Origin of the sequence: Citrobacter sp. H12-3-2, from assembly GCF_009649895.1 — a bacterium.
Taxonomy (GTDB): Bacteria; Pseudomonadota; Gammaproteobacteria; order Enterobacterales; family Enterobacteriaceae; genus Citrobacter; species Citrobacter portucalensis.
The window spans coordinates 643,065-662,452 of the sequence record NZ_CP045837.1 but is presented as its reverse complement, the minus strand read 5'-3'; the positions used below and the strand labels follow the sequence as shown (position 1 = coordinate 662,452).

Sequence of the window (19,388 nt, the reverse complement as noted above, 5' to 3'; positions counted from 1 at the left end):
TAATCTAGACACTTCCGAGCCGCTGATAATATTGGTTTTCGTATTCAGTTGGTGGCATATGATCACTCGAACCATGCCGACGCTTACTGTTATAAAACATTTCGATGTAATCAAAAATATCACCGCGAGCTTCTTCTCGCGTTCCGTAGATCTTTTTCTTTATCCGTTCACGTTTCAGTAGCTGGAAAAAACTTTCTGCGACTGCGTTGTCATGACAGTTACCGCGACGGCTCATACTGCCCTCCAGCCCGTGTGATTTCAGGAACGACTGCTACTCATAGCTTGTGTACTGACTGCCTTGATCAGAATGAACCAGCATCTGCTTTTGAGGATTACGTCGCCACACGGCCATCAGAAGTGCATTCAGGACAATATCCTTTGTCATCCGGGGCTGCATTGACCAGCCAATAACTTTGCGCGAGAACAGGTCAACAACCACAGCCAGATACAGCCAGCCTTCGTCAGTCCGGATGTAGGTGATGTCCGTTACCCAACGCTCATCCGGTGCTTCCGGGTTGAACTGCCGCTGGAGCCTGTTGGGCGTACGATGCTGGTTTCACCCTTACGTGCCCGTGGGCTACGGTACCCGACCTGAGCCCTTATCCCGGCACGCTTCATCAGTCGCCAGACACGGTTAACTCCGCACTGTTGTCCGGTATCCCGCAGGTCGAGGTGGATCTTGCGATAACCATAAACGCAACCCGACTCCAGCCAGAACTGCTTTATCAGCCCCGTCAGCCTCAGGTCAGCATGATGCCGCCGTGAATCCGGCTGCTGAAGCCAGGCGTAAAAACCACTCGGATGCACATCCAGCACCCGACAAAGCAGTCGGACAGGCCAGCAATGGGTGTTGTCACGGATAAAGGCGTACCTCAGTCGGACAGCTTTGCGAAGTACGCCGCTGTAGATTCAATCTGTCAACGCAACACCCCTTTCAATTATCTCTTTAGGTGTTTTGAACTTCAGTGTCTTTCTCGGTCTGTTGTTTAGCTGAGCTGCAACCTGATCCAGCTCATGCTGAGTATATTGGGCAAGGCATGTCTTTTTGGGAAAGTACTGTCGGATTAGCCCATTAGTGTTCTCGTTTGTTCCCCGCTGCCAGGGGCTCTGAGGATCGCAGAAGTAAACTTTAACTCCTGTGCTGTCAGTAAATTCCAGATGTCTGGCCAGCTCCATTCCTCTGTCCCATGTCAGTGATCGCCGGAGTTCAGGTGGTAGGCTCAGGAATTTATCTGTAAGAGCCTGATTCACTGATAAAGCGTCTTTGCCCCTGAGTCTCAGGATGATCGTATAACGTGATTTTCGGTCTACAAGTGTGGCTATATGAGAGTTTTTTGTACCCGAGACTAAATCGCCTTCCCAGTGTCCCAGAGAGCGTCTGTTATCGATATGCCGGGAACGTTCGTGGATTGGCGTTCCGTTCACTATGTTGATAGTGCCTCTTTCACCTTTGCGAGTATGGCGCCTGCCATGACGGAGGCTGTGCGATCGGCGCAGATGCTGTACGTTCAGGTGGTGTAGCGCTTCACGACTACGAAAGTAAAGCGTCTTATAAATTGTCTCAGGTGATATTCGTAGTGTTTTTTGACGCGGTTTCGCTCGCCTTAACCATCCTGATATTTGCTCTGGGGACCACTTCATCTCAAGCTTTTCCAGAACAAGCTCTCGCAACGGCATATTCTGATCCAGTAAGCACGGTTTTGGTCTTTTAGCCATCCTGTTGGCCCGGTTATTCGCATCAACGGCTTTGTAATAGCGCCTGCCACGATTACGCTGGACTTCACGTGAGATTGTCGAAGGGCTACGATTCAGCATTGTAGCGATGGCTCGAATGCTCATTTTAGCTGACAGACCGGCTCGTATTTCCTCGCGCTCAGACAGCGTCAGGTGAGCAACAGCTCGCTTGCGCTCATTGGGTTTTATGCCGCCAGTATCTCTTAACATCGTGAAGATGGTTCCTGGTTTCGAACCCAGGATATTAGCTATCTCACTGAAGCCTTTTCCGTTCTTCCACAGTTCAAAAACAGATGTTTTTTCCTTTGCTGTAAATGTCCGTCTCATCCAACAATCCTCCGCAACTACATGTTTTCACATGACTGTTGCGTTGACCAATTGAATCTACAGCGGCTTTTTTTAATATGTCCCGTTCGTCGGTAACCCGCTTCAGCTCTTTCTGGAGGCGTCGGATCTCGGCCTGAGCGTCTGACTGGACTCTATTGGTTGAGGAATCCGGGCCATATGCCTTTATCCAGGCATAAAGACTATGGGTGGTGATACCGAGACGTGTTGCCACGCTGGAAACAGAATGGCCGCGATCAACAACCTGTTTTACCGCTTCAATTTTAAACTCTTCGGGATAACGCTTACCGCTCATGGGCACCTCTCTTTAAGTCATCTTAAATGACTCTGAGGTGTCTGTTAAACCTGTGGCGATTCAGTTGACGATTTCATGCACTCATATGTTCAAAAAATAACGCCACTGAAGGATGACTTTCACAGCCAACTACTCGTTAGCAGCAGAACGCAACAAGCAGCGCTGACTGTGCACTGACTGCGGTAGTACACTTTCCGAAATTTTTTTACTCAAGTGACCAAGCCACAGGCCGATAACACCTAAAGTTATATTTCACATGATTATCAATATGATAATTTTTCAGGGACAAGACAGCCCTGGTTTAACGGAACTTAAACATCTCTCTATGAATGAAGATCTTATGTCAGCGCACAGTAACAATTCAGCACCGTTTAGACAGCCGTTATCTCCACAAGATGACGACGAAAATGGAAAAAAAAATATACCGACAGACCCGAGATTTACTCTCGATAAAGATGTCATCTTATCCCAGACCACCCGCTCCTCTCTTGATGAATGCATGGCTCGTCTGCGTTTTCATACAACGATCTACCAGGAATGGAATTTTTCAGTCGTTGATCCTATGGGGTCGACGGCGATACTAAATTTTTATGGCCCTCCCGGCACCGGGAAAACGCTTTGCGCCGAGGCACTGGCTGGACAGTTACGAATGCCCTTTATTGCTCTTGGTATTGCAGAACTGGAAAGCAAGTTTATGGGAGAAACGGCTAAAAATATCCAGGCTGCTTTTGCGCAGGCTAAGGAAACCGGAGCGCTGCTCTTTTTCGATGAAGCCGACACGTTACTGGGGAAACGACTCTCCTCTGTCACACAAGGCGTTGATAATGAAGTTAATGCGATGCGCTCTACGTTACTGATCGAGCTGGAGCGTTTTGACGGCATTGTAGTTTTCGCGACTAATTTCGCACGTAACTATGATGAGGCGTTCCGCAGCCGTATTGGCTATCACGTTGAATTTACGCTTCCTGATCTTACAGCCCGTTACCATCTCTGGAACAAATTCGTGGTTGCTGAAATTCCACTCGCAGAAGAAAGAGAAACTCTTCTCACCGCCGCAAGCGAACTATCCGAAGGACTGGCAGGACGAGAGATCCGTACCTGTATGCGTCTGGCACTGCCTAAAGTGCTGCTGGAAGCAGAACGCACCGGAGAGACTGCACAACTTAACATCGCTCATTTACGGAGTGCGATAGAACAAGTTTTGGCCTCCCACCAAGCGATAGCCAATCATTCGGGACGTACAGCCAGTGAAGTCAACACAGCAAAAAAATTATTAGGTATCCAATAAAAACAACAGGAGAAGATTATGGGTTTCTGGTCAAGTGTCGGCAGTTTTTGCAGCAGCGTAGCAAGTGGATTGGCAAGCACTGCCAGCCGGGTATGGAATGGTATTAAAGAAACCGCAGCTAAAACCGTTTCCTGGATGGCAGAGAAAGCTGAGACCTTTGTGGGAAGTGTAAAGAGCATCTGGGAAAAGGTGAAGCCATTTATCAGTAATGTGATTCGCCCTATCGTGCAAAACGCAGCAAAATTAGCTGAAAAGATGTTGCCACAATTCCCGTGGGTGGGTGGCGCTTTGAAAGCGCTGGATAAAGCGTTGGGGCTGTTGGTCGAATGGGATAAGAGTGATCTGGCGAAACGTATTGGCAAGGCCATTGAGTGGGCAATTAATAAAGCCAAACAACTTAAAGATTTGTTTCTTACACCTGAAGAAATGGATGAGGCCAGTGAGCATGAGCAAGCTTTACGCGAAGCGCGTAACCAGATGCGCGGGGAAGCAGCGAGTGCTGTTGATCTGGCGAGCCTGATTACCTTATATGCCCAACTCTCAACGCGTATTAAGGACGTCCTGGATAACATTCAGATCAACGATTTCGAACATTATCTGCGGTTACGCGCTTCGCAGAAGTTACTGAAAGATACTGAGCAGCATCTTACGCGTGCGCAGGACATTGATACGATAACCGATGACGACCTGTTTCTTATTGAAACTGGCAACGAATTGCTAAAACCTAACCCTCAGTTGAGCGATGAGGCAACGCAACGCCTGGATCGTGTTGTGATGGCGCGTTTTGGCAAGAAACTTATCCCCTTCGTGTTCGAAGAAATGATAATGGCCTGGGGGTATAACCTGCAGGATATGGAAAATGAATGGAAATCGCTGAATGACGGTCTGTCGAAAGAACAAGTACTTCTGCGACGTCTACAGATTGGCCAGCGCCTTGGTGATCTTCAGGAAGATGAAGTACCAATGCTCAACGACCTGGAAGCTCGTTTACCAGTGCAACAGGCTGAGATGGAAACAAAACGCAAACGAACCAATGAAATGCGTAATTATGTTTTTGCAGCAGAAGGATTTCTGCAAATGCTAGAAAAAGAGCCTGAAGAATTTGCTGACCAAGAATATTTGATGGAAGACAGCAGCACGATTGGGATGATTATTATTGAGTGTGCTCAGTTTGGTAAGCGTTGGGAAGAACTTAATACCGAGCAACAAAGCTTAATTATCGATTTTGCCAATATCTTTGAAAAAGCCAGCCGCGCACGTGCAAGCAAGCTTGTCGAGGTGGCAGCATGACGTTTCATGAATTTTTTGCCTTTATATTGCCGGAATTCGACGTCATTCAGATGCTGTTTGGCGGCACAATGCTTTTTTTGGTTTTACTGACGATTGGTTTATTGCTCTGGCAGGCAAATCAGCGCTTTTGGGACAGAAAATGGCAAGGTGATGCACTGAATAATGGGGCAGACCATCTCGATGTTGATCATGGTTCAGTCAACGAAATCAGCGCAGCAGTTGCCAGTCCAGCAGAAAAAATGGCCGATATCATGCCGGGCATTTTGTTAATTTTAGGGTTGCTAGGCACTTTCCTCGGTCTGGGAATTGCCCTTAATAAAGCATCGGATATTTTGATTGATGCTAACTCCGCAGGCATGGATAACGCCATGTCGAATCTGATGGGGATGATGGAAGGGCTGGGGACGAAATTTAAAACGTCGACATGGGGGATCATGGCGTATCTGATCCTTAAAGCCTGTGCTGCTGGGTTAGGATATGACGAGAAGCGTTTACGCTGGTGCGCACAGCAGATGAAGCAAGTGTTCGACCAGTCACGAGAGCAAAAGCGCGCTGAACATAAAGAGACCCAGTTACAGTATCTGGCAGCATTACAGGGTTTGAACGACAGAATGCAGGTGGAAAGCGAAGCCACACGGCAGTTGCTGAGCAAGTTCTCTTCAGGTATGGAGTCGTTTTTACAGCCCCTGATTGAGCAGGGCCATGCTGCCGCACAACAACGCAAAATACAGGAAACATATCTGGAACAATTGACAGATATATCCCGTAGTACTCAGCAGCAACATATCGATGGATTGCAGCACGTATGCAACAGTATTCACGAGGAAAGCGAAAATTCCCGGCAAGTTAACCATTCACACCATGCCGAGGTAGCCGCGATATATATGAGGATCGCCGGTCAGGGTGATAACGCTGAACAACAGCGTATTAACCAAAATGAGCAATTGGTAAAACTGCAAGACCTCTTGCATGAAATTCAAAACAATATCGTTAAGGGTACCAAAGATCAGTCTGTGCAAGGGCAACAACAGATAACAGAGTTAACGACGACCCGAGAATCGTTACAGCACTTCATTAATACCAACAGTAGTAACCTGTCTGCCATTCAACATTCAGCCGAAAAAATGTCATCGGCAGCACAAGAAATGGGGGATTCCGCCGGTGATTTGCAACAGGTTATCGGTGATTTCCGTACAGGCATTACCGATATGTTAGGTACGGTTAAAACCGATCTTGGTTCCACCATCTCCCAAATGGGCGAAAGTTTTAGCCAGAATATGGAATCGATATCCACCAGTATGGCAAATGCAACAGATGGCATTTCCAGTGCAGTTACCGACCTTTCTCAAAACGTTGGCACCACAATGAGTGAAGTTCGAATTTCCATCGATCAATCGATGAAAACTCAGCGTGATGCGCAGCGTGAATTTATGATCACCAGTGAAACTTTAAATGAAAAAGTGATCGCTATGACAAAACTGGTTGATGATTTGCGTGAGCAAATAGTTAACGGACTAACAGCGGTATCCAGCAGCAATCGGCAAGTAGCCAGCCTGAACAACCGTTATGCGGAGATGACGACATCAGGTGAAAGAAATGCAGATGCGATTGAAACGCTGGTGAATCAACTCCAGCTCATGCAGAAAGAGAGCCCTCTTCAGCCGGGAATGGACAGGGTCACTGCAGGTGTCGGTAAACTGGTGCACAGCATTGAATCATTACGTGATGAAATGCTGAGTAATACTGATGCCTCTGCTGCACTTTCTTCGCTCGATGACAGATTGATCCGTTCTCTGGAAGAGCTGGGAGGGATTCGTAAAATGCTGTCACCGCCAGAACGGAACCACCTGGTTCAGCAAATTGAAAAAAGCCTGACGCCACTTGCCAATACATTACAACATATCGACCAAACGTTATCGACCATGAACATCGTTAATGATGCAGTCTGAGGTGCTCACTCATGAAAGATAAACCTAATGAGTGGGTCTCGATCTCCGACCTGATGTCGGGAGTAATGGCTGTAGTTATGTTACTGCTGGTGATGTCTGTACTACAGAAAACATGGTCAGATATTAAGCATAAGCAGGAAATGGAACAGGGAGTCAATGCCCAGCGAGCCCGGGTAGGGGAAATGTTGGGAAGTATTAAAACCACACTTGATGGAACGGCAAATGAAGGCTTAGTTGCGCTGGATGTCAACTCGCAAAAAATTACGTTGCGTGATGGAGTTTTCAATCGCGGCAGCGCCTGCATTGCATCTCAGGCAAGCCAGGCATTGGCGACGATTGAAACGCAGGTCGTCAGATTTCTTACCGAATTTAGAAGCGGACAAGTTTATATTGAAGGGTATACGGATAATCTTCCAGTTACCCGTCCGGTGACTAACTTTGAAAGTTTCTGCACTGTCTATGACGATAATTTTACCTTATCGGCAGCGCGTGCAAGAGAGGCGCGTAAATTTATAGTTGGCGATCTTGCTCAGGCTTTTGCACGCCGAGTGATTGTTGCCGGATATGGTGACTCGCAGCCTATTCCCGGTGTTGCACCGGAAGATGCTCGTCAGCGTCGCATTGAAGTTCGGTTCGTGTTGCCAGAAAAGTAGTATTACCTAGCGTGATATTAATCGGAGTGTCTACGTGCTAAAGGCGAGAGCCTGTGCCGCCTTCAATATACTGCCATTTATTAGACGTGACCGCTCAGGCGGTCACCGAAATAAAAAAGAAAGTCTCGTATAGCCCTCCGCCAGTATCTCGGCGGCATCGCAATTTTTTGATGCCGCAGAGAACACCAGCCACACAACGTTCTTACCTGGTAGCCTTGTCCAGATAAATGCTACTTCCGCCCAAACAGGTTCACAACGTTATTTTCCTGCTGCCGCTGATAGTTGTTGACCCTGTCTTCCCAGATCTCAAGCGCCCTACGCTTTTCAGTCAGGTAGTCATAACGATCATAGTGTTTAGAGCTGACGTCATTCAAAGCGTGATTCTGGATACGGTCGCGGATCTCTTTGCTGATCCCCGCCTCCCCCATCAGCGTTTTACAAGTGCGACGTAAATCTCGCGCTGTGAAAACTTTAAACTCAGGATTAAAAGCCCGAAAATACATGATCGAACGCGCCAGGCTATCAGTACGCACCGGGCGCTCACCGTTGGTTGATAGCGGGAATATATAGGGACTGTTACTTTCCTTAGTCAGTTCTTTCACTGAGGCTAATTCCTGTTGTGCCGATTCAGTCAGCGGGATCAGGTGCTCACGCTTGTTTTTCGATACATCGGCAATGACCAGCAACGTCTTTTGCTGCCAGTCAATCGCGCTCCACTGGCTGGCAATCATTTCAAACGGACGCTGCCCGCCAGCATAAACACAGAAGCGAATAAGATGCTGCATCAACGGCCCAACGTTGGTGGCCTCGGCAAACTGTTCCATGACAAAACGTAGCTCCGCCAGCGTTAACCATGTATCACCCACTTTCTCCGCCGAGGACTGCTTCGGTATGGCCGATACCGGGTTAACTTCAAGCCCGAAAGTAATGCCCACGCTGGTATTCATCGGATCGTTATCGGCTTTAAGACCGTAGTTAAAAGCCGCCATCAGGTAGGAACGAATCCGGTTCGCATGGACCACCGCATCACGCTGGATAATGCCAGACAAGATCGTTTTGATCTGTAAGGGCGTGACATCCTTGGCTTTGGTTTCTCGAGGGATAACCGTGTAGCACTCTTTTTCAAGACGTTTCAGAACATCGGCCCAGGTCCGCTTGTTGTCGAGCTTCATCTTGTTAACGTAGCCATGCACCAGTTCTTCAAACGATCCTTGAGAACGATGGATCTGCATGATGTGCTGTTCGGCCAGGCGCTGTTGCTCAAGCTCTTGCTGGGGCTCTTTTCCTTCAACAAGCCAGGCACCATACTTTTTCGCCAGCTCATTGGCCGTCACCAGTTTCATCTCAGGCCAGATGCCCAACTGGATGAACTTCTCTTTCTTCCCTTTCTCAACGTAGTAACGGAAATAAAAAACTTTGCTACCTGAAGGCTGAACCTTAACGCCAAGCCTGCCAGTACCACGCTGAGCACTGTTGCTCCACACGTAGTACGACGTACTTTTTGTCTTCAATCCACGTATAGCAGTCTCGGTAAGATTAGCGGCCATGAGGATACCTTTATGAGAATAAGCCTTACCTGACCCAATGCCCATTCTGGGTCAGGTAATGGGTCAGGTAAGGATAGTACAATGGGGAAATGAGAGAACCAATCAGAAACAAAAACAACTTCAGAACTTATTGATTATAGGCAATTAAAAACACAAGCAGAGACAATAACGAACAATTAAAAACGTGCCAATTTTATGACTCATAATCGCTTGGTCGCTGGTTCAAGTCCAGCAGGGGCCACCAAATTTCAAGGACTTGCGAGAAATCGCAGGTCCTTTTTTTATGGGTATTCCGTAGAAATTGGCATGTAGCAAAAAAGAGTTTGTCCTGGAAAAATCAATACTTGCTTGCATCAATATGTTGAATGAGTACACGGAAGAACATGGCTGGCGGGGGCTAAAGCTATTTACGCGATACACCTGTTCAGAAAACAGCATGTTAATGGCAACCCTATCTGGACGCCGCCATCCTGGGATGGAAACGTCCGTTAGAGTTTAATTCGATAGTCAGCTCACACTAGCTCTTTGAGCTGCTCCTGCATATAGGTTGAAAAATACTCTGGGTTCTTGATAAGGATGCGGTTACCGGAGGCGACTTTTTCTGCCCATCCGGCCACTTTTTTCGTGAACTCGGGATTCCATCCCTCTTGCTCACCCCGTGCCATCACAACTTCCGGACTCGCTGGCACACCTAAGTCATGCAAATACTTTAAGATTCCCTTAGCGGTACTTTCATCCATTGAATGTGGTACTGACGCCGAAGTGTTCATACCACCAATAAAATCCAATGCTTTCTCAATTGCTGTTGGCATGCTCTTATCCTTAAAATTAACCACGTGAGAGACACATTTATACTATGTACCCAACTCCGCCGGGATATCAAAGAGAACATCGCCTTTATTTGACTTACCCCGCAGCTAAACGCTTGCGCGGCTGTTTTCTGCGCTATTTTTTTGCTTCTCCGGCTAAAACCAGCCCAGTTGCCACCGCATTACGCGGCCCTTCGGTACCTCGAATATTACCCTGCCCGGCGACAACGCCGTAATGCGCCAGCGCATCGGTGATCATCTGCGGGATTTCAAAATCCAGCGAAGAACCGCCTACCAGCACCACGAACGTCATATCGCGAATAGAGCCACCGGGTGACACCTGGCGTAACGCGCGCAGGCAGTTGGTCACAAAAACCTTCTCTTTAGCCTGTCGGCGCACCAGACGGATTTTTTCCAGCGAAGTCTGGTTATCTACCGGGATCAGCTCGCCCTCTTTCAAGTACACCACTTTGGCGAATACTGACGGACTGAGCGGTTCGCGGAAAAACTCCACCGCGCCGTTCTCATGGCGAATGCTGAACAGGCTCTCCACTTTTGCCAGCGGGTATTTTTTTATTTCCTCCGCCAGAAATGCATCGCTTAAGCCCAGCTCAGTTTGAATCAACAGGCTGACCATATTCCCCGCGCCGGCCAGATGTACCGCTTTCACTACGCCGTCGCTATTGATGACGGCGGCATCGGTAGATCCTGCGCCTAAGTCGAGGATCGCCAACGGTGCGGCGCATCCGGGCGTCGTTAACGCGCCCGCCACGGCCATGTTGGCTTCCACACCACCGACTTCAACTGGGGTATTTAACCGGGCGCTTAGCTCGCTGGCGATAGCCTGCATCTGTAAGCGATCGGCTTTCACCATCGCCGCAATGCCCACGGCGTTCTCCATTGAACACTCTCCGGCGATGCCGCCCTGCACCTTGCGCGGAATAAATGTATCGACCGCCAATAGATCCTGAATATGCACCGTGTTCATGTCATGACCGGTCAGCGAGGCCATCACCTTACGCACCCGCTCCAGCATGCCGCCTGCGTGCGTACCAGCTTCCCCACGAATATCGCACACGGGCGCACAGGCGCTCATCGCCTGCATAATGGCCTGCGCGCCTTGCGCTACGTCGGCTTCACCGCCACGCTTTTCACCACGGATAAAGATCTTACCCGCCGGGATCACTCTTGATCGCACATCTCCCTGCGGGGTTTTCAGCACCACGGCGGAACGGTTGCCAATCAGCGCTCTGGCGATGGGGACAATAGTTTGCGTTTCCTCAGGGGTCAGGGCAAAGAAGGTCGCGATACCGTAAGGATTCGACAGCACCCGCACCACCTGTCCCGGGGCCGCCACTTCCACCGCCGCCAGCACGCCTTCCGGCACCTTCTCCAGCAGAGTGACTTCATCAACCACCGGTATTGGCCGGTGCAGGCGATTATTCACCAGCACGCCATCATCTTTTTTCAGGATGGCCGCCACCACGTTGACGCCGCGATCCAGCGCTTCATTGATAAACCAAACCGCCTCAAGGAAATCCATCTCCTCACCCACCAACGGTATCCAACCCTGGGCAAATCGATCCTCGCTCAACGCCGCCAACTTCTCCACGGCGATGGTAGTTCCCATGCCCACGCCAACGCCGCCGGGCGTTTGCGGGTTATGGCCAATCATCGTTGATTCGGTAATGATGGTTTCAGTGATGGTTTCCATCGCCACATCGCCAATAACTGGTGCGGCCTCGTTGATGCAGATTTTTGCCACGTCCTGCAGCGACCACGGCGTTTTATCCAGCGCCTGCTGCAGGGACGCGACCACCCCGGCGATATTCTCCCGCGTGCCTTTCATCCCGGTCGTGGCGACAATCCCGCTGCCGATAAACCGGCCATCCTGCGCCAACGCCACTTCAGTGGTGGCGTTGCCGATATCGATCCCTGCAATTAACGGCATGCTGCCTCCGTCACTGGCTGCCTTTACGCAGCTTATTTCTCTGCTGGTATACCTCTGCCGATTCGCGGACAAACCCGGCGTTCACCGTGGCGTGCCAGGTGTGTTCCAGTTCATCGGCAATGGCCTGCAACTCGGCGAACGAAGAACGAAACGGCCTCAGTGCGTTGTAGATCTCCAGAATGCGGGCATCCGGGATCGCAATCAGTTCTGCCGCACGACGAAAATTGCGCGCCACGGCATGACGCTGCATCTGCTCGGCAATCTGCGCCTGGTACTCCAGCGTTTGCTGAGAAATACGCACATCCTGCGGCCCTACGCGGCCCGCCAGCACATTCTCAAGGGTAATGTCGGTTAGCGGCTTGCCGCCAGGCGTCCGGATTTTCTCCGGGCAGCGGGTGGCTAATGGGTAATCCTGCGCGGTCATGATGTTGTCGTTCATGGTCATTCCCTTACCAGTGCAATATGCAACGTGACAGGCGCAGCATCCTGCACCACGTGTTTGGTTTCTTTGATATGAAACAGCGCGGCCTTGGCCATAAATTTAGGGCGCACCATCTGGTCATTGACCACTGGCACCGGCGAAGGCGACTCTTTGCGTGCATAGCGCGCGGCGTTTTTACCAATCTGACGATAGGTTTCCAGCGTCAGCAGCGGAGCCTGAGAAAACAGTTCCAGGTTACTTAGCGGCAGCAGATCGCGCTGATGAATCACCGTGGTTCCTTTCGACTGGATACCAATCCCAATGCCTGAGCCGCTGAGATTTGCCGCATCCCATGCCATAAAAGAAACATCCGAGGTGCGCAAGATCCTCACTACTCGCGCATGCAGTCCCTCTTCTTCGATGCCAGCAACCAGCTCTTTCAAAATCGCGTTGTGCGGCATATCAATCAAGGTTTTATGCTGATACTTATCAAAGGCCGGGCCGACGCCAATCACCACCTCATCCACGCGCTCATCCGCGTTAGCCGCCTCGCCTTCGCTCACCTGTAAGGTGAAAACCGGCTTACGTTCAGTTGTGCATTCCACTGTGTACCGCCTTATTCGATCGAGCCGGGCTGAACCACGCCCGCAATATTTTTAATTTCCGCCCAGCGTTCGGCACTGATGCGATAGCCGGTACCAGGTCCCTGATAATCATTGATGTCGTTGACGGCGCTGACGACGTCGAACTGGCGATCCAGAATGGCCGACGTTTGCAGGTAATCACCGGTAACACGCTGCCTCAGCATGTTGAGGATATTGCTGGCGATATCTTCGAAGCCGCTGCAACTCAACGCGCCGACGATATCCAGCCCGGTGATATTGCGCTTCATCATCTCTTCCACGGCAGCCAAATCCTCAACTACATTACGCGCAGGCATATCTTTGCTGCCGTGAGCATAAGTAGCAGCTTCGACTTCTTCATCGCTAATCAGCGGCAGGCCCAGCTCGCGGAACACTGCCTGAATGGCGCGTGCGGCCTTATTGCGAATGGCGATGGTTTCCTCTTCCGTGACCGGACGCAGACCGCCGTCAACCATCAGATCGCGTTGCAGAATGTTGTAATCATCGAAATCTTCAGCGTCGAAGTTCGACCCGGCAAACATGTTGTCGTAGTTGGGTACCGCGCTGTAACCGGAGAAAATAAAGTCGGTACCCGGCAGCATCTGCATCAGGGTGCGGGCAGTACGGCGAATATCGGAGTGGGAAAAGGTCTGGTCATTGGCGGAGGCCACTTCAAGGTCGAGCATTGAGGCAATCAGGTTTTCCGCCAGCACCGCGCGGATCCCTGACGGCACTGCGCCGGTCATGCCGATACAGCTGACCGCGCCGTTTTGCAGCCCCTGTACGCCCGCGCCTTTGGTGATAAAAATGCAGCGCGACTCCAGATAAAGCATCGATTTACTTTCGGAATAGCCCATCAGCGCTTCCGAGCCGGTGCCGGAGGTGTAGCGCATCTTCAGACCACGCGACGCATAAGCCGAGGCGAGAAACGCTTTGGACCACGGCGTGTCATCACCGTCGGTAAACACCGATTCTGTGCCATACACCGACACCGTTTCGGCATAACTGGTTAGCCCTCGCATGCCCAACTCCAGCTCCGTGGCCTCTTCAACGGAACATTGCGTCAGCACACCGGGGCGACCGCACTGGGAACCCACCAGCAGTGCCAGGGCGTTAAACGGCGCGTAGCGGGCGATCCCGACCGTCGTTTCCTGCTCGGAAAAGCCGCGGATCCCCGCTTCAGCAGCGTCGGCGGCAATCTGTACCGGGTTATCTTTCAGGTTAGTCACGTGGCACTGGTTGGAGGGAGTGCGTCTGGCGCGCATTTTTTGTAGCGCCATCATCATCTCCACCACGTTCATTTGCGCCATCACTTCCACCGCTTTCGCCGGGGTGATGGCGGTGGTAATGGCAATAATCTCTTCCCGACTGACGTGGATATCCACCAGCATTCTGGCGATCTCCAGCGCGTCGAGCTGCATGGCGCGCTCAGCTTCGGCCACGTTAATCGCATAGTCGGCAATGAAACGGTCGATCATGTCGAACTCGGCTCGGCTCTTACCGTCCAGCTCAACAATACGACCATTTTCCACCTTCACCGACGACGTCGGATCGTAGGGGCTTTCCATGGCGATCAGCCCCTCTTCAGGCCATTCGCCAATCAGCCCATCCTGATTTACAGGCCGCTTCGCAAGCACTTCGAATCGTTTTGATCTTCTCATGATTTATTGACTCAAAAGGTAAAAAAATAGGGACGCCGGGCCATATTGCCGGGGACACCACACCCGGTATTCGCCTTTCATCAGCAATGGCCGAACTCTAAATGAGCCAAGCAATAAAAAAATAAAATTAATTTCGTTCCAATTTGGCACCTAATAAAAACGCATCGTTCCATATTGAAACGCAATTCAGGAATATCCATCGTGAATTGTGACGAGGTTAAATGATCATTATCAATAAACGCAAAATCAGGGAAATGAATTCAATCTTTATGAAAAACCCACCCTATTGACTTAATAACGTGCGGCGAGAAAATAAGGTAAAGCCAATGATAAAAATAGCTGTTGCGCGATATATTTCGTGACCTCAGCCCTACAACATTTTCAGGAGAGACTGTGAATAAGAGCCAACAAATTGCCACCATTACGCTGGCGGCTGCAAAAAAAATGGCGCAGGCCGTTGAGGCTAAAGCGCTTGAGATCAACGTTCCGGTGGTCTTTTCCGTGGTGGATCACGGCGGGAATACGCTGCTAATGCAACGCATGGACGATGCGTTTGTCACCAGCTGTGATATCTCTCTTAATAAAGCGTATACCGCCTGCTGCCTGCGTCAGGGTACCCATGAAATTACCGACGCGGTACAACCTGGCGCTTCGCTATATGGTTTGCAGCTTACTAACCAACAGCGCATTGTTATTTTCGGAGGCGGCTTACCTGTCATATTAAACGGTAAATTAATTGGTGCCGTTGGCGTTAGCGGCGGCACTGTCGAACAAGACAGATTATTAGCAGAAACCGCACTGAATTGTTTCTCTGAATTATAATTTAAATCTAAGAAGGTATATTATGAGCTATCGTATGTTTGATTACCTGGTGCCAAATGTGAACTTCTTTGGCCCCAATGCTATTTCCGTTGTCGGCGAACGCTGCAAACTGTTAGGCGGTAAAAAAGCGCTGCTGGTTACTGATAAAGGTCTGCGGGCTATTAAAGACGGTGCGGTAGATAAAACCCTCGCCCATTTACGTGAAGCGGGCATTGACGTGGTGGTTTTTGACGGCGTTGAGCCAAATCCCAAAGACACCAACGTGCGCGATGGTCTGGAGGTCTTTCGCAAAGAGCATTGCGATATCATCGTTACCGTTGGCGGCGGTAGCCCGCATGACTGCGGTAAAGGCATCGGTATCGCGGCAACTCACGAAGGCGATCTCTACAGCTATGCCGGGATTGAAACCCTGACCAACCCGCTGCCGCCTATCGTTGCGGTGAATACCACTGCCGGTACCGCCAGCGAAGTCACCCGCCACTGCGTGCTGACCAATACCAAAACCAAAGTGAAGTTTGTGATTGTCAGCTGGCGCAACCTGCCGTCGGTCTCCATTAACGATCCGCTGCTTATGCTCGGCAAACCCGCTCCGCTGACCGCCGCGACCGGTATGGACGCCCTGACCCACGCCGTAGAAGCTTATATTTCCAAAGATGCCAACCCGGTCACCGACGCCGCCGCTATTCAGGCTATTCGCCTGATCGCACGCAACTTGCGTCAGGCCGTAGCGCTGGGCAGCAACCTGAAAGCTCGCGAGAACATGGCCTACGCCTCTCTGCTGGCGGGCATGGCCTTCAACAACGCCAACCTCGGCTACGTTCACGCAATGGCGCATCAGCTTGGCGGTCTGTACGACATGCCACACGGCGTGGCGAATGCCGTTCTGCTCCCGCACGTGGCGCGCTATAACCTGATCGCTAACCCGGAGAAATTTGCCGATATCGCAGAATTTATGGGCGAAAACACTGACGGACTCTCCACCATGGATGCCGCCGAACTGGCCATTCACGCCATTGCCCGTCTCTCCGCTGACATCGGCATTCCGCAGCATCTGCGCGATCTGGGCGTCAAAGAAGCCGATTTCCCGTACATGGCGGAAATGGCGCTGAAGGACGGCAACGCCTTCTCTAACCCGCGCAAAGGGAACGAGAAAGAAATTGCCGAGATCTTCCGTCAGGCATTCTGATAACGCAGGGGGCGCAATGTCACTTTCATCACCGGGCGTACATCTGTTTTATCACTCACGCTGGCTGGATACTCGCGTGCTTGATGAGCTGTGCTGGGGACTGGAAGAGCAAGGCGTCCCTTGCCGGGCAATCTGTTGCGACGAGCATGACTGCGCGCTGGCATTGAGCAAACTTGCGGCCAAAAGCTCAACGCTACGTGTCGGTCTGGGTCTTAACGCCACGGGTGATATTGCTTTAACCCACGCCCAGTTGCCCGAAGATCGGGCGCTGATCCGTGGGCATATCCGCGCCGGAATTGCGCAGATCCGAACGCTTGGTGCCAATGCCGGTCAACTGGTTAAAGTACTTCCCTTCAGCGAGATAAAATAAATGTACCGCATCTACACCCGAACCGGCGATAAAGGCACGACCGCGCTGTTTGGCGGCAGCCGTATCGACAAAGACGACATCCGCGTTGAGGCCTATGGCACGGTGGATGAACTGATTTCCCAGCTTGGCGTCTGCTATGCCAGCACGCACCAGGCTGAACTACGCCAGGATCTGCACGCCATGCAGAAGATGCTGTTTGTACTGGGTGCGGAACTCGCCAGCGATGAGAAAGGACTCGCTCGCTTACAACAGCGTATTGGCGATGAGGATATTCAGGCGCTGGAGCAGCTTATTGACCGCAATATGGCGCAAAGCGGCCCGCTCAAAGAGTTTGTTATTCCGGGGAAAAATCTGCCATCGGCACAGCTACACGTTGCGCGAACTCTGACGCGCCGACTGGAGCGGATCCTTATCGCAATGAGCAGAACGCTGACGTTACGCGATGAACCCAGGCGTTACATCAACCGACTGTCGGACGCGCTGTTCTCGATGGCGAGAATTGAAGAAACTAGTCCAGATGCTTGCGCTTAAACTGGCTGGCATCAATGTCGTATTGCTTCATCTTGCGCCACAAGGTAGTGCGACCAATGTTCAGCAGTTGCGACATCTCCTGTACGCGTCCGCTGGTGACGCGAGCAGCATGGATAATCGCCTCTTTTTCGATGGCGGTAAAGGTCAGACTGGCTGGCAGCAGTGAAGACGCCGTCTCCAGACCAGGACGTTCGGCAAACAGATAATCCGGTAGATTGCTCAGCCGAATATGGCCGTTATCACTGCTGATGGCGATGTTTTCGATAATGCTGTTCAGCTCAAAGTCATTGCCCGGCCACGAATAGGCCACCAGCTGTGCCAGCGCGTCGTCGTCGATCTTCAAACTGGATGAAAAGCGTTTTTTCAGGCTATTCAGCCGCGTATAAATCAGCGAGGGAATACTGTTACGCCGCGCCCGCAGCGGGGGGATCACTATCTCAAAAGAGTGCAGCGCGTAATACAGCTGACGGCTAAAGCGGTTTTGCTCCACCAGATTGGCGAGATCAACCGTGGTGGTGGCGATCACTTTGACATCCACCGGAATCAACCGACGGGCATCCAGGCGGGTTAATACCCCCTGCTTGATCACCTGTAACAGCGCGGATTGCAGCTCCGGCGCCAGATATTCAATTTTTTCCAGAAACAGCGTGCCGCCGTTCGCCAGTTCAAGACGGCTCAACCGGCCATTTTCATCGTCGGTTGGCGCACTGCCCATAAAATCCTGCCCCAGCACGCTGTTGGCATACAGCTGACAGTTCACGGCGATATACGGCCCGCTGGCGCGCTCGCTTTCGTTGTGAATGGCCTGACTCAGCAGCTCCTTACCAACGCCCTCTTCCCCGCACAGTAGGATCGGGAAACTCCCCCTCGCCGCCTGGCGTCCAAAGTGGATCAAGCGGCGGGTTTCCGGATCGTCAGTCGACATCTGCTCAAAGGTGTGGCTCACCTTGCCAAGCTGGCTGGTCATCAGCTGGCGCATTTGCTCCACCGGATGCAGCAGCAGGATAAAGCTGTTGCCCTGTTCCTCAACAATCGGTTTCAGGGTGATGACGGCATCAACAAACTGATGCTGGCTTTCAAAGGTAACTTCGACGTGATTCAGGCCGCGGGCATGTTTGATCGCCCGGCGCAGCAGCATGGGGAGATTGAGCAGATCGTGAATGTTTTTTCCCTGACTGGCCTGCGCATCGAGATGCAAAAGCAGCGCCGCACGCGCATTGAGGAACTGCAATACGCCCTGTTCGTTCCAGGCCATCACACCATCATCCATACTCTCCAGCAGCCCGTACATCTGGTTCAGATGGCGGTTGGATTCAGCCAGCAGGCTGTCGGTCAGCAAAGAGTTGCCGACTTCTCTGGCAATCGCCAGCGTCAGGGATAAATCAGAAACGCACTCATGCTCCACCAGACAACACAGCGAGATGGAGCCGAACAGTCGACCATGGTTATCGAAGACAGGCGTCGAGCAGAACGACCACGGATGCAGAGCCTGTTTAAAATGCTGATCGCCAGAGGTTTTTGTCGGCTGGCCCGGCATCGTTGCCAGAGAAAGTGCACAACTGCCAATGATGCTTTCCGCACAGTAGCTGCCGTCGCGAAACCCAAGCTCCGCCAACTGTTCCACCGTCTGCGGATCGCCGCAACGGCTGAGGATACAGGCTGATTCATCCAGAATCAGCAGCGCGCACGGGCGGCCGTCCATAAACTCCCAGGCATCTTCCAGCGCAGCCTGAGCAATCGTCAGCAACGCCGTCTTGCGACGACAAATCGACTCAAAGGTCAGCCCTTGCGCCTGATGCGGCGCCTGCCAGGTTTCCCGCTGCATAAACTTGCTGCAACGATGCCATGACTGGGCAATGACTGAAGAGACTTCCTTCCCGATGCTATGCGTGTGCGCCGTCATATCCCTTTCC

General features: G+C 51.3%; 16 protein-coding genes and 2 pseudogenes. 8 read left to right on the top strand and 10 right to left on the bottom strand.

Annotated elements, in window-relative coordinates:
* Positions 1 to 4 precede the first annotated feature (4 nt).
* The 3 genes and pseudogenes from GHC22_RS24795 to GHC22_RS03180 form a co-directional block, all read right to left on the bottom strand.
* Positions 5 to 897, bottom strand: a pseudogene (locus GHC22_RS24795) (IS3 family transposase); the annotation flags it as partial.
* A 12-nt stretch (positions 898 to 909) separates the two neighbouring features.
* Positions 910 to 2,061: an IS30-like element IS30H family transposase gene (locus GHC22_RS24790; RefSeq protein ID WP_039025592.1), complete on the bottom strand. Its 1,152-nt coding sequence runs from the start codon at positions 2,059 to 2,061 to the stop codon at positions 910 to 912.
* A 64-nt stretch (positions 2,062 to 2,125) separates the two neighbouring features.
* Positions 2,126 to 2,374: pseudogene (locus tag GHC22_RS03180) on the bottom strand (transposase); the annotation flags it as partial.
* Positions 2,375 to 2,630: 256 nt separating this feature from the next.
* Between GHC22_RS03180 and GHC22_RS03175 the strand changes: the two are divergent.
* The 4 genes from GHC22_RS03175 to GHC22_RS03160 are packed head-to-tail and all read left to right on the top strand — an operon-like array spanning position 2,631 to position 7,554.
* Complete coding sequence (locus GHC22_RS03175; RefSeq protein WP_227675402.1) at positions 2,631 to 3,662, top strand: ATP-binding protein; 1,032 nt, start codon at positions 2,631 to 2,633, stop codon at positions 3,660 to 3,662.
* 18 nt (positions 3,663 to 3,680) lie between these two features.
* Entirely contained in the window at positions 3,681 to 4,952 is a 1,272-nt protein-coding gene (locus GHC22_RS03170) for a hypothetical protein (RefSeq protein ID WP_153752188.1), read from the top strand.
* A gap of 50 nt (positions 4,953 to 5,002) precedes the next feature.
* Positions 5,003 to 6,901 (top strand): hypothetical protein, encoded by a 1,899-nt coding sequence (locus GHC22_RS03165; protein WP_153752186.1) that lies wholly within the window; start codon positions 5,003 to 5,005, stop codon positions 6,899 to 6,901.
* An 11-nt stretch (positions 6,902 to 6,912) separates the two neighbouring features.
* Complete coding sequence (locus GHC22_RS03160) at positions 6,913 to 7,554, top strand: OmpA family protein (RefSeq protein ID WP_049121188.1); 642 nt, start codon at positions 6,913 to 6,915, stop codon at positions 7,552 to 7,554.
* A 230-nt stretch (positions 7,555 to 7,784) separates the two neighbouring features.
* Here GHC22_RS03160 and GHC22_RS03155 read toward each other — a convergent pair whose 3' ends face one another.
* The 6 genes from GHC22_RS03155 to GHC22_RS03130 all read right to left on the bottom strand — a co-directional run bounded on the left by GHC22_RS03155 (position 7,785) and on the right by GHC22_RS03130 (position 14,566).
* Positions 7,785 to 9,101, bottom strand: a complete 1,317-nt coding sequence (locus tag GHC22_RS03155) for a site-specific integrase (protein WP_153752184.1) — start codon at positions 9,099 to 9,101, stop codon at positions 7,785 to 7,787.
* Positions 9,102 to 9,613: 512 nt separating this feature from the next.
* On the bottom strand, positions 9,614 to 9,937 hold the full coding sequence (locus GHC22_RS03150; RefSeq protein WP_001573898.1) for a DUF1889 family protein: 324 nt from the start codon (positions 9,935 to 9,937) through the stop codon (positions 9,614 to 9,616).
* A gap of 109 nt (positions 9,938 to 10,046) precedes the next feature.
* Positions 10,047 to 11,861 carry a diol dehydratase reactivase subunit alpha gene (locus GHC22_RS03145; RefSeq protein WP_079935253.1) on the bottom strand — a complete coding sequence of 605 codons (1,815 nt, stop codon included), beginning with the start codon at positions 11,859 to 11,861 and terminating at the stop codon, positions 10,047 to 10,049.
* A gap of 10 nt (positions 11,862 to 11,871) precedes the next feature.
* Positions 11,872 to 12,300, bottom strand: coding sequence for a diol dehydratase small subunit (locus GHC22_RS03140; protein ID WP_007372193.1), 429 nt, complete (start codon positions 12,298 to 12,300; stop codon positions 11,872 to 11,874).
* A gap of 2 nt (positions 12,301 to 12,302) precedes the next feature.
* Positions 12,303 to 12,887 carry a propanediol/glycerol family dehydratase medium subunit gene (locus tag GHC22_RS03135; RefSeq protein ID WP_008785852.1) on the bottom strand — a complete coding sequence of 195 codons (585 nt, stop codon included), beginning with the start codon at positions 12,885 to 12,887 and terminating at the stop codon, positions 12,303 to 12,305.
* A gap of 11 nt (positions 12,888 to 12,898) precedes the next feature.
* Complete coding sequence (locus GHC22_RS03130; protein WP_048215504.1) at positions 12,899 to 14,566, bottom strand: propanediol/glycerol family dehydratase large subunit; 1,668 nt, start codon at positions 14,564 to 14,566, stop codon at positions 12,899 to 12,901.
* A 393-nt stretch (positions 14,567 to 14,959) separates the two neighbouring features.
* Between GHC22_RS03130 and GHC22_RS03125 the strand changes: the two genes are divergently transcribed.
* The 4 genes from GHC22_RS03125 to GHC22_RS03110 are packed head-to-tail and all read left to right on the top strand — an operon-like array spanning position 14,960 to position 17,475.
* Positions 14,960 to 15,388, top strand: a complete 429-nt coding sequence (locus tag GHC22_RS03125; RefSeq protein WP_003828504.1) for a heme-binding protein — start codon at positions 14,960 to 14,962, stop codon at positions 15,386 to 15,388.
* Between the two features lie 22 nt (positions 15,389 to 15,410).
* On the top strand, positions 15,411 to 16,574 hold the full coding sequence (gene dhaT / locus GHC22_RS03120; RefSeq protein WP_003024734.1) for a 1,3-propanediol dehydrogenase: 1,164 nt from the start codon (positions 15,411 to 15,413) through the stop codon (positions 16,572 to 16,574).
* A gap of 16 nt (positions 16,575 to 16,590) precedes the next feature.
* Positions 16,591 to 16,944, top strand: coding sequence for a glycerol dehydratase reactivase beta/small subunit family protein (locus GHC22_RS03115; RefSeq protein ID WP_032945057.1), 354 nt, complete (start codon positions 16,591 to 16,593; stop codon positions 16,942 to 16,944).
* Complete coding sequence (locus tag GHC22_RS03110) at positions 16,945 to 17,475, top strand: cob(I)yrinic acid a,c-diamide adenosyltransferase (protein ID WP_008785856.1); 531 nt, start codon at positions 16,945 to 16,947, stop codon at positions 17,473 to 17,475. It begins immediately after the preceding gene.
* Here the strand turns inward: GHC22_RS03110 and dhaR are convergent.
* Positions 17,453 to 19,378 carry a dihydroxyacetone kinase operon transcriptional regulator DhaR gene (gene dhaR, locus GHC22_RS03105; RefSeq protein ID WP_003828512.1) on the bottom strand — a complete coding sequence of 642 codons (1,926 nt, stop codon included), beginning with the start codon at positions 19,376 to 19,378 and terminating at the stop codon, positions 17,453 to 17,455. The genes GHC22_RS03110 and dhaR overlap by 23 nt on opposite strands.
* Positions 19,379 to 19,388: the final 10 nt, after the last annotated feature.

Excerpts from the sequence above, each read along its gene's own strand:
- GHC22_RS24790 (WP_039025592.1), bottom strand. The coding sequence starts at position 2,061 with ATGAGACGGACATTTACAGCAAAGGAAAAAACATCTGTTTTTGAACTG.
- GHC22_RS03175 (WP_227675402.1), top strand. The coding sequence starts at position 2,631 with ATGATTATCAATATGATAATTTTTCAGGGACAAGACAGCCCTGGTTTA.
- GHC22_RS03170 (WP_153752188.1), top strand. The coding sequence starts at position 3,681 with ATGGGTTTCTGGTCAAGTGTCGGCAGTTTTTGCAGCAGCGTAGCAAGT.
- GHC22_RS03165 (WP_153752186.1), top strand. The coding sequence starts at position 5,003 with ATGCTGTTTGGCGGCACAATGCTTTTTTTGGTTTTACTGACGATTGGT.
- GHC22_RS03160 (WP_049121188.1), top strand. The coding sequence starts at position 6,913 with ATGAAAGATAAACCTAATGAGTGGGTCTCGATCTCCGACCTGATGTCG.
- GHC22_RS03155 (WP_153752184.1), bottom strand. The coding sequence starts at position 9,101 with ATGGCCGCTAATCTTACCGAGACTGCTATACGTGGATTGAAGACAAAA.
- GHC22_RS03145 (WP_079935253.1), bottom strand. The coding sequence starts at position 11,861 with ATGCCGTTAATTGCAGGGATCGATATCGGCAACGCCACCACTGAAGTG.
- GHC22_RS03140 (WP_007372193.1), bottom strand. The coding sequence starts at position 12,300 with ATGAACGACAACATCATGACCGCGCAGGATTACCCATTAGCCACCCGC.
- GHC22_RS03130 (WP_048215504.1), bottom strand. The coding sequence starts at position 14,566 with ATGAGAAGATCAAAACGATTCGAAGTGCTTGCGAAGCGGCCTGTAAAT.
- dhaT (WP_003024734.1), top strand. The coding sequence starts at position 15,411 with ATGAGCTATCGTATGTTTGATTACCTGGTGCCAAATGTGAACTTCTTT.
- GHC22_RS03115 (WP_032945057.1), top strand. The coding sequence starts at position 16,591 with ATGTCACTTTCATCACCGGGCGTACATCTGTTTTATCACTCACGCTGG.
- GHC22_RS03110 (WP_008785856.1), top strand. The coding sequence starts at position 16,945 with ATGTACCGCATCTACACCCGAACCGGCGATAAAGGCACGACCGCGCTG.
- dhaR (WP_003828512.1), bottom strand. The coding sequence starts at position 19,378 with ATGACGGCGCACACGCATAGCATCGGGAAGGAAGTCTCTTCAGTCATT.